Raw genomic sequence first — 699 nt, 5'->3', positions numbered from 1 at the left:
GACCGACCCCTCGGCCAGCGTGCCGCACGCGAACCGATCCCGGACCATGGGCAGCCGGGCCAACTGCATGGCCAGCCGGATCAGACGGGAAGCGCCCGCACTGCTCATCCCCGCTGAGGCGCGCAGCCAGGTACTGGTCGAGGCGTGCCCACCGCTGCCGGCACTCCTGGCCTCACCGGTGGCGTGGACGCGCCCCACCCGGGCGGCGATCGCCGAGTCCAGCCGGTCCCGCGCGAACAGCAGATCCTCCGTCTCACCCACGCACACCCCGCAGACCTCGGGCAGGTCGGTCACCGCAATCCGGGAGGCGAGCCGCCGGAACTGGGCCACCAGCACCCCCGAACCCACCGGCTCACCAGAGCCCTCCGGCCCCGCCGAGCAGGCACCGCCGGTGCAGCGGCCAGCGTCAGAGGAACGGCCAGCATCAGCGGGGCTGTCGGTGCAGCGGTCGGCGTCAATGGAGCGGTCGGTGTCGGTGCAGCGGCCGGTGTTGGGGGAGCGGCCGTGGAGGAACTGCGGCCATGCGTTCTGCCGCGGTGTGTTCTGCTGCCCTGCCTCGCCGTCTGCGTCGCTGTAGGCGTCGTCGGCGGAACGCTGGGGCGGGACGTAGTCCGGGTCCAGCACCGTGCCCTTCAAGAACGCGGGCAGCTCGCGTCCGCGGGCGCCCCCCGCACGGGAGGGATCCCGCATGTCGAGCAG

General features: G+C 73.4%; 1 protein-coding gene. It reads right to left on the bottom strand.

Annotation, left to right across the window (positions count from 1 at the left end; genetic code table 11):
• Nucleotides 1-699 (bottom strand): hypothetical protein (locus tag Amac_RS54405; RefSeq protein WP_170323111.1); only part of this gene is annotated, 699 nt, incomplete at both ends.

Source organism: Acrocarpospora macrocephala (assembly GCF_009687865.1).
In the GTDB taxonomy this organism is placed as follows: Bacteria; Actinomycetota; Actinomycetes; order Streptosporangiales; family Streptosporangiaceae; genus Acrocarpospora; species Acrocarpospora macrocephala.
The sequence above is the reverse complement of the archived record's forward strand: the minus strand, read 5'-3'. Positions and strand labels throughout refer to the sequence as shown.